The sequence below is a fragment of the Streptomyces sp. NPDC000410 genome (genome assembly GCF_040300305.1).
Classification (GTDB): domain Bacteria; phylum Actinomycetota; class Actinomycetes; order Streptomycetales; family Streptomycetaceae; genus Streptomyces.
Map to the genome: position 1 here is coordinate 1 of NZ_JBEPDM010000103.1, position 8,086 is coordinate 8,086.

Consider the following 8,086-nt stretch of genomic DNA (forward strand, 5'->3'; position numbering starts at 1 on the left):
CGAACACAAGACGCCGCATGCCTCCCTCACCCCGAGCTAGACCATGCCTGACCAGCAGAAATCAACGGATCACGTTCGGTTGAGATACGGCTTCTGAGGCCGGTGCGGACGCTGGCTGCGGTGTGGGGCGAGAGCGGGCGGGCCGGTGAGTGGCGTCGGCGCAGTCGGCGCAGGTGGTGCCAGGTGGCGAAGCTGTCCAAGAGTCTGCGGTCGTGGGTATCGGGGATGGCGTTCAGGAAGGCCTTCACCCAGCGTTCGAGGCTGGCGATTTGTTCGTCGCGGGCGGGCAGGACACCGTGGACGATCAGAACGGCGCGTAGGCGTCGGCTGCCGGCCGTGGTGGTGTGCTGGTCGAGGAGCTCATGGGTGACGGGGGCACCGTTGCGGGCGATGGCAGTCAGCAGGGCGGCCGGCCCGGGCTTGTCCAGCCAGGACAGCAGTTGGGACGGCCGGCTGTTCGCCAGGGCGTCGAAGAGTGTCTGCAGGTTTGGTGGCGGGGCGCCTTCGGGGTGGCCGAGGAGCTCTCGCAGACGCCGGACAGCGGCACATTTGGTGCAGAGGCATCTGCGGCGGGGGATGGTGACTGTGGCGCAGTCCGCGCGGGGCTGTCGCCGGTCGGGGTCCTCGGGAAGCGTCTCAAGCCGGTCACCTGTCGCATCCGCGCCAGTCATCAACGGGACCGGCGCCGCGAAAACCTCCCGGAGACGGTCCGCGACCAGCCCTCGCCGGCACCGGGGATGGCGGTAACGCGACAGCCACCGCACATTCGCCAGCAGCACCTCCTCCGGAACCCCGACCCGCTGGAAGCCCCACCCCACCTGACGACAGGCCCGGCGCGTCACCTCGAACGCCTCCGTGTCCCTCGGCTCGATCCGCTCATCAGCGCGGACATCAGCAACCACCGCCGAACCGTCCACGCGGCGCACGAAGTAGTCCGGAGCATGCCGACGCTCCCGCTCGCCGTCGTGCCAGTGCAGCCAAAACGGCTGCGAGGCGATCCCCACCACCTCCGGATCGAAATCCATCAGCAGAAGCCGGTCTCGCTCCAGCCACGACTCGAAACCGACGTGCCGACCGGTCGTCGCCGCCCAGTACCAGCCCGAGAAATGACGCTCACCACGCGACCAGCGAAACGGCCGCACCGCGGCCACGTCCTCGAACCGCGCCGTCACACACTCCAGCAGCGGGCGCCGCCGACGCTCGCGTACCGCATCCACGTACGACAGCTCGACATACGGCTCCGAAAGATCCACCCCGACCGGTACGGCCACTCAGCACCCCCAGCACGTCACCTCATGCGACTAGGTTCGCTGGCAAGGAAGCCGAAACGACTGGGTTCGCTGTCAAACGACTCGATTGAATGACAGCGGACACCAACGGCGAGAACACCCCGTGGACAGCGAAAACGATGTCGCCGAGTTTCAGCAACACTCAATTGCTTGACTTGCCACGGTCTACGTGGTTGCCACGTAGACCGGTCCGGGCGCGACAAGATGGCAGGATGACGCGGTGTCCGACTCCCTCCATGAACCGTGGCTGCGCGGCATCGCCTTCAATCCGGCGGCGCCCTCCGACGTACTGATACGCCTGGTGGGTCAAGCGGCTGGTGAGGCCGGCCTGTTGATGTGCGAGGGCCGCGACCTGCCCGACGCCGTCATCGACGCAGCCCTCCTCCACCCGGCCAGGGGGATCCGCCGCGCGCTCGCCGGCAACCGGCATGTCGACCCCGCACGACTCGCCCCCTTGGCAACCGACCCGTCGGGGATCATCCGCGCACGGCTCGCCGGCGGCCCCCGCCCCCGCCCCCGATGGGTCCGGCCGCTGCCGGACGACATCCTCGTCACCCTCCTGACCGCCCAGGACGGGGGCGAGGACGGCATGCTCACCGAACACGAGATCGTCCAGGAGCTCACTTCCTCACGGCAGATCCCTCAGTCCTTCTACCGCTCCATGGCCGGGCACGAGCACCCCGGGCTCCGCGTACGCGCCGCCTGGACGTGGCAGTCGCTCACGCCTGCGCAGCAGGAAGCCCTGCTCGACGACCCCGACCCCGCCGTACGGGAAGCGGCGCAGAACAGCACCTGGGAGCTGGACCCGGAAGCGGTGGAGGCCAAACTGCCGTCCATCGGCTCGCACAGCAAGTCGTTCGTGCTCGGCACCTGCGCCCTGTCCCCCGCGCTCGTCGAGCAGTGCTTCGCGGACGGCACGGTGCACCCCCTGACCTGGAACCGCCATACCCCGGCCGACGCCGTCGCCCGGCTCGCCCGCCACCCCGAGGCAAAGGTCCGCGAGATGGTCGCCGCCCGGCCCGACCTGGGACCGGACCTGGTCACCGAGCTGAGGCAGGACCCGGACGAGGACGTGCGGATGCGCGCACGCCTCCACCCCTTCCCCCGCACCTGGGCCGAGTACCGGGCGATCCAGCGGGTCCTGGGACACGGTCCGGACTGCGTCTGCCCGATCACCGAGCCGGCCACCGAACCCTCGCCCGACTGGTTCGCCGCCTGCGCGGCGTCCGAGGAACCGGAGCTCCGCCGGGTTGCGGCGACCTGGCCCGGACTGCCCGCCGTGCTCGTCGAGACACTCGCGCGGGACGCCGACGAGGAGGTGCGGATCCTGCTGGCGTGCCACCACCCCCTGGCTCCGCCACACCTCCTCCTGGACGTCTTCGTCGCCCGCCCGGCCCACCGGCCGCACCTGCTGACCCTGCCCGCGTTCCCCCGCACCGGCCGGACGCACCTCATCCGCCACCCGGATCCCGAGGTACGCGCCCTGGCAGCGGCCGATCCCGCCCTGCCCGAACCCCCGGTGGAAGACCCCGACGAGTCGGTACGCCGGGCAGCCGCCGCCAACCCGAGCCTCACACCGCAGGCCCTGGAAGCCCTCCTCGCCGACCCCCGCACCGCAGAGGGCGCCGCGGCCAACCCGTCCCTGCCCGTCCCCCGCATGCACGCACTCCTCGACCGCTGCCTGAACGGCGCCGCCACCCAACCGACGGCTGCCCGACGCCGAGAGACGACGCCCACATAACCAGCCAGTGCAACTGCGAGGGTCGCAGCCTCGCAGACCAGGGACGTGCTGGGTAGGGTCGAGTGCCGGCATTCGCCTTCTTCGCCGGGCTGTACATCATGATCGGTGGCCTGATCGAGACCGGCATCGTCGGCGAGGTCTCCAAGACCCTCCTCGCGAACGCCATCGACCGTTCCGGGGGGGAACCCGCGCCGCGCCCCCGGCGGTTCGGCGCTCAGAGCTGCCCTCGGCCGTGGTCCTCCGCGTACGCACGGTAGATGTCGCGCGGTGTGCCACCGCTGTGAAGGAAGCGCTGGTCGAGGACGGTGGAGAAGTCCTCCAGTGCGGTGGTGAGCAGAGAGGCGGCGAACCGCACCTCGGGATGCTGGGCGTTGCCCGCACGGTCGGCGAGGTCGGCGGCGTAGCGGATTCTGGCGGCCAGCGAGGTGTGGTCCTCGCCCTCGTGGAAGTAGTAGGACTCGGCGAATTGCAGGAAGTCGACGGAGATGCGCGCCACCTCCCCGGCGAGGTCGTGCAGGACAGCCGCTCCCAGAGGTGAGTCGAGCTGGAGTGGCGAGGGGTCGTTCCGCTGCAGATGGGACAGCCGCAGAGCCAGTGCCCGTCTGCGGGTGAGCGCTGGATAGATCTCCAGTACCCAGGAGACCGTTGCCGACAGCAGAGCGAAGCCGACGAGGGCTTCCAGGGGCGCTACGACGCGCAGCCATGGTTCGGTCGGGGCGATGTCACCGAGCCCGAGGGTCGTCACGGTGACCAGCGAGATGTACAGCGAGTCCACCGGCCCGGCGTGCTCGGCCGGCTCCAGGCCCGTGGCGAACGAGAAGCCGTCCGGCAGGTGGGGCCAGTAGATCAGTGCCCATCCCATGACGACAGTGCCTGCCCACATGGCCACCACCATCACCATGGACAGCGGACCGATGAGTCCCGCCGCCCGTCTGCGGAAGGGCAGACGCTGGGACAGTTTCCACAGGGCCGCCATGACGTTCCGACTCAGCCCGCCGTGACGGGTGGGGTGCCACAGCGTGTGGAACAGGTCCCGCAGCGCGACCATGACGAGAGCTGCTCCGAGCAATGAGACCAGCCATTTCATACGCGTCTCCCAGAACGTGGCGTATGCGGTGTCCAGCATGCACGGCAGCCCGTTCTGACGGACGCAGGCCACGCCTCGATGCGGTTCCTCGAACTACGCCGCATCGGCCGCACTCCTGCACGGCAGCCGCCACGCCCGCAGCACCCTCTGCATAACGACCCTCGCCCCCGGTACGCCGGTCGACCTCATCCGCGATCCAGGAAACCGCGCCGATCCGAACGCCGTCCGCGTCGAGCACGAAGGACACCTTCTCGGCTGGGTCGCCGGCGAGACAGCACGACCCCTCGCATCCGCCCTGGACGACACCGCCCCCACGACCATCGCCGCACAGCTCTCGACAACATCCAGCGGCGCCGACGCTGACCTCGACGCCCAGCTCACCCTCACCCTCACAAGTGCGTAACCCAAGGGCGGCCGCGGGTGCCCTGCGCTCTGAACGCCGCGCCGCTGCGGCGTAGTGCGCCCGCGACGCGTGGGGCTATGACCTGGGACTTCGCGGGCACGGGTCGCAGGCTGGCGCGAATTGGCACCAACTAGGTACCATCTGGGTATGCCGTCCCTGAATGTGTCCTTCACCGATGAGGAACTCGAGGCCGTGCGCGCGGCAGCCGCGGCCGAGGGCAAGAGCCTCAAGCAGTACCTCCACGACCTCGGCGTCCGCGAGATGCACCGCAAGCGGTTCGTCGCCGGCGCCGCCGAGTGGGCGGACAAGCTGCGTGACCAGTTCGACGAGGCGTTCCCCGGTGAGGTCCCTCCTTCCAAGCGCCGCGACGGGGCCGCGGCCGCCTGATGCCCGTCCTTCACATCGATGTCGCCTGGCTTCTGGACGTGCAAGACCTCGCTCTCGGCAACGAGGACGTGACGGTCTCCGACTACTCCGGGCTGGTGGCGGCTGTCGCGCGCCACAAGACGCGGATGCCGACCCTGGAAGCCTCCGACCCGGATGCCGCATGGCGTGCGGCCGCGCTCCTGCACACCATCGTCCGCCTGGAGCCGCTGCCGCACCGCAACAGCCTCTTCGCGGCCTTCGTCGCCGCCCAGTACATGGACCAGTCCGGCGAAGGCATCGACCCTCCCTACGGGACCCTGCCCGACCTCGTCCGCAAGATCCGCGACACCCGCCTGAGTGTCTACGCCGTCGCCGACCAGCTGCGCGCCTGGAGGGTCTGACCCGTCGGGCGCACGCCCGCCGCCCCGTGCTCCGCCTCACGAGACGGGCCACGGCCGCCGGGCCACCGCGGGACGCAGCACGGCAACCGCCCTGACGGCCGGCCTCCCGATCCGCCGCAGCGCACCGAGCCGTGCCCGGTATTCGGGAAGGTGCACGGCACTATCGGCACAGCCGGCGCCGAAGGCGGAGCGGTGTCGTCGAACAGGCCGGCCACCAAGCGGGCGCGCTCGTCGCGAGCCGGCTCGACCGGTGCAAGTCCGGACCGGAGCGGCCGCCATGGCCTGAAGCAGCGCCCGAGCGTTCCGGCGCGGGCTTTCGTCGTGCCACTCCACGGGAGGACGGGCGATCACACGCGACCAGAGGCAGCGCAGCGGCGGAGTGCGGGTACGCGGCGCTCCCGGTTCAGGGCCGGAATTGGTCTCCCTTGCCCTCGGTGTACACCCGGCCGGGCTCGATCTCGCGATAGCCGATGCTGAGATCGAGCGCCAGGGCCTGCTTGAGGTCCGCCACCCGGCCCCGATGGCCATGTCCGATGCTCAGAATCGGCCCGGCCCCGGCGTGGGGACGCCGACTCCACGCTTCTGATCCCTGCGGCGTGTCGGCGTGGTGCGCCGGAGGCGCCCGGGTCGCCCTGCACCCCGGTCGCGATCGGGGTGCAGGGCGAGCACGACGACCAGAGCGTGCCGTACGCCGCGCGGATCGCGGGGGTCGGGCATCTCCACCATTGCTCCAGCAGGCCCAGGGACGCCTGGAGCAAGGCCCGAGCGATGCTCCCGGAGTCGGTCAACGGCGGGCGGAGTCGGCGCTGACGCGTCGGCAGGCACGGTTCATTCGCCCACGGTTTCCTCGGCCTCCCAGCGCAGCAGGTCGCCCGGCTGGCACTTGAGCACCTCGCAGAGCGCGGCGAGTGTCGCGAAGCGCACGGCCTTGGCGCGGCCGTTCTTGAGTACGGCCAGGTTGGCGGGCGTGATCCCTACGCGGTCCGCGAGCTCGCCCACGGACATCTTCCGCCTGGCCAGCATGACGTCGATGTCGACGGCGATCGGCATCAGATCACCTCGTCCAATTCGGCCTGCATCTGCGCCGCTTCCACGTCGCGCGCGACGGCCTGGGCGAGCAGCATCCGCAGCACGAGCACGATGAGCGCGACCCCCAGGATGGCCACGCCGACCCCGGCCATGATGACGGTGACGCCCGGGTCGTCCCGCTGGCCCGGCGCATTGATGGCCGTGACCGCGAACCACAGGAGGGCGGCCGCCACGATCGCGCCGATCACGCCGTCCACGTACCGGAAGGCCGCGTGGGAGAACACGGTTCCGCGTCGCACCATCGTCACCAGCCGCCATACGCAGACCAGGGCGACCTGGGCCGCCACCATGCCCAGGATCGTGATCACGCGCAGCGGGGCCAGCGGGAGCGACCCGTCCTCCGGGTCGGTGGCAAACGCCCACACCATCAATGCCTGTACGAACACGGTGCCGGCGAGCACCACCACGAGCACGGCGCGCAACGCGCCCACTGTCAGCTTTCCCATGGCCCAACCTTCCATCGAGTCCCGATGGGAATCTATCGAGATTCGATAGGTGAAGCAAGGGCGGGGACGGCGATCGGACGGTGGTTTCATCCGCGAAACAGCCCAGGCCAGGCCCTCTCGGGCGCCGCCCCGCCCGGCCGGCCCACATGCACGGCTCGACAGATCCGGTGCCCGGTCGGCAGATCCAGTGCTCAGTCGCAGCCGGCTGAAGCGCCCAGTCACAGGTGTTGCGACTGAGCGCCATGGATGGCCCGTCCGGCCACGTACTCGCTCGATCCGCCGCCGAGGGGAACGTCGCCGTAGCCGCGTGGTCGAGCTTGCGCCGCTGGACGCGAGTGCGGGCTTGCGCCTGCCGGACCGTGACCGGGCCGACGAACCGACGGAGATGTCCCCGGCATCACAGCACTGTCTACTTCGGCGGCTGCGTCGCCGGCCAGGGTGTGGGCGATGCCTCGGTGAGAGCCATCCAGTGCCGGACGGTCTTCTGGTGGGAACCGGTCGCCGTGCCCTCGGCGACTGCCTCCGCGTCCGCGACGGAGCAGGGCGCTCCGGAGCGGGTCAGCAGGACGAGCGGCCACTCGGGACCTGTGCCGGGCCCCGCCGCGTCGAAGGCGGTCCAGTCCCAGGGGCCGTCGAACAGCCACGCCCGCCCGGCGGTGTCGGCGACCTCGTCGCCCGGCTGCAGAAAGGCGTACGGACGCATCAGCAGCTCAAAGGTGAAGGGGATCCCGTCGCCCGGGTGAAGGGTGTAACCCTCGCCGTTGAGATGGCTTCCGTCCGGAAACTCCCGGTACGACAGACCGCGGCGCAGCACGGCCACGGACAGCGTGGGGCGCGGTAGCCAGCCCGTCTCCAGTGGAGGATCGTGGTGGTCGACAGCAGTCACGTGGACCACGGTGGGCGGGACTCCGACCCGGCAGGCGTCTCCCGTCTTCAGCTGCTCCGGCGGCGGGTCGGTCCGGAACAGTTCCGCCTCGGTCTCCGGCGGGGCATGTCCGCCACTGTCCACACCCAGGGCAACGATCCCGTTCCAGTGAAAGAAGTCGCTGTCTGTGTCGATACGCCACCATGGCCACCGCACCGAAAGGTGGTTCCACTTCACACTGCGTTCGACCCTGGTCGGCGTGAACGGGCAGGTGACCGACAGCACGTCTCCGACCCGGAAGTCCCTGAGCTGTACTGAGATTTGTGGAGTCCCTGATGCCAGGGTTACCGTCCTGGCGAAGGAGAACCACCAGCACCATGGCAGCACCCCGTAAATACC

At 70.0% G+C, this 8,086-nt stretch carries 9 protein-coding genes; 4 read left to right on the forward strand and 5 right to left on the reverse strand.

Going from position 1 to position 8,086, the window contains the following annotated elements; genetic code table 11:
• Positions 1 to 26: 26 nt before the first annotated feature.
• Entirely contained in the window at positions 27 to 1,271 is a 1,245-nt protein-coding gene (locus ABT342_RS37625) for a TnsA-like heteromeric transposase endonuclease subunit (RefSeq protein WP_351583963.1), read from the reverse strand.
• A gap of 238 nt (positions 1,272 to 1,509) precedes the next feature.
• Here ABT342_RS37625 and ABT342_RS37630 point away from each other — a divergent pair, with 238 nt between their 5' ends.
• The gene (locus ABT342_RS37630; protein ID WP_351583966.1) at positions 1,510 to 3,030 is read left to right on the forward strand and encodes a hypothetical protein; all 1,521 of its coding nucleotides are present in this window, start codon (positions 1,510 to 1,512) and stop codon (positions 3,028 to 3,030) included.
• 214 nt (positions 3,031 to 3,244) lie between these two features.
• Here the strand turns inward: ABT342_RS37630 and ABT342_RS37635 are convergent, their stop codons facing one another.
• Positions 3,245 to 4,156 carry a potassium channel family protein gene (locus tag ABT342_RS37635; RefSeq protein ID WP_351583969.1) on the reverse strand — a complete coding sequence of 304 codons (912 nt, stop codon included), beginning with the start codon at positions 4,154 to 4,156 and terminating at the stop codon, positions 3,245 to 3,247.
• 76 nt (positions 4,157 to 4,232) lie between these two features.
• Between ABT342_RS37635 and ABT342_RS37640 the strand changes: the two genes are divergently transcribed.
• From ABT342_RS37640 to ABT342_RS37650, 3 genes are all read left to right on the forward strand, one after another.
• Complete coding sequence (locus tag ABT342_RS37640; protein WP_351583982.1) at positions 4,233 to 4,520, forward strand: HIRAN domain-containing protein; 288 nt, start codon at positions 4,233 to 4,235, stop codon at positions 4,518 to 4,520.
• A gap of 147 nt (positions 4,521 to 4,667) precedes the next feature.
• Complete coding sequence (locus tag ABT342_RS37645) at positions 4,668 to 4,907, forward strand: hypothetical protein (protein WP_351583972.1); 240 nt, start codon at positions 4,668 to 4,670, stop codon at positions 4,905 to 4,907.
• Entirely contained in the window at positions 4,907 to 5,287 is a 381-nt protein-coding gene (locus ABT342_RS37650) for a toxin Doc (protein WP_351583975.1), read from the forward strand. The genes ABT342_RS37645 and ABT342_RS37650 overlap by 1 nt, the downstream gene beginning before the upstream one ends.
• A gap of 828 nt (positions 5,288 to 6,115) precedes the next feature.
• Here ABT342_RS37650 and ABT342_RS37655 read toward each other — a convergent pair.
• The 3 genes from ABT342_RS37655 to ABT342_RS37665 all read right to left on the reverse strand — a co-directional run bounded on the left by ABT342_RS37655 (position 6,116) and on the right by ABT342_RS37665 (position 8,083).
• Positions 6,116 to 6,337 (reverse strand): helix-turn-helix domain-containing protein, encoded by a 222-nt coding sequence (locus ABT342_RS37655; RefSeq protein ID WP_351583977.1) that lies wholly within the window; start codon positions 6,335 to 6,337, stop codon positions 6,116 to 6,118.
• The gene (locus ABT342_RS37660) at positions 6,337 to 6,822 is read right to left on the reverse strand and encodes a DUF2975 domain-containing protein (protein WP_351583979.1); all 486 of its coding nucleotides are present in this window, start codon (positions 6,820 to 6,822) and stop codon (positions 6,337 to 6,339) included. The genes ABT342_RS37655 and ABT342_RS37660 overlap by 1 nt, the downstream gene beginning before the upstream one ends.
• A gap of 409 nt (positions 6,823 to 7,231) precedes the next feature.
• On the reverse strand, positions 7,232 to 8,083 hold the full coding sequence (locus tag ABT342_RS37665) for a hypothetical protein (protein ID WP_351583985.1): 852 nt from the start codon (positions 8,081 to 8,083) through the stop codon (positions 7,232 to 7,234).
• Between the last annotated feature and the right edge of the window lie 3 nt (positions 8,084 to 8,086).

Bases quoted from the DNA above. Each gene is read 5' to 3' on its own strand.
- ABT342_RS37635 (WP_351583969.1), bottom strand. From the start codon at position 4,156: ATGCTGGACACCGCATACGCCACGTTCTGGGAGACGCGTATGAAATGG.
- ABT342_RS37645 (WP_351583972.1), top strand. From the start codon at position 4,668: ATGCCGTCCCTGAATGTGTCCTTCACCGATGAGGAACTCGAGGCCGTG.
- ABT342_RS37650 (WP_351583975.1), top strand. From the start codon at position 4,907: ATGCCCGTCCTTCACATCGATGTCGCCTGGCTTCTGGACGTGCAAGAC.
- ABT342_RS37655 (WP_351583977.1), bottom strand. From the start codon at position 6,337: ATGCCGATCGCCGTCGACATCGACGTCATGCTGGCCAGGCGGAAGATG.
- ABT342_RS37660 (WP_351583979.1), bottom strand. From the start codon at position 6,822: ATGGGAAAGCTGACAGTGGGCGCGTTGCGCGCCGTGCTCGTGGTGGTG.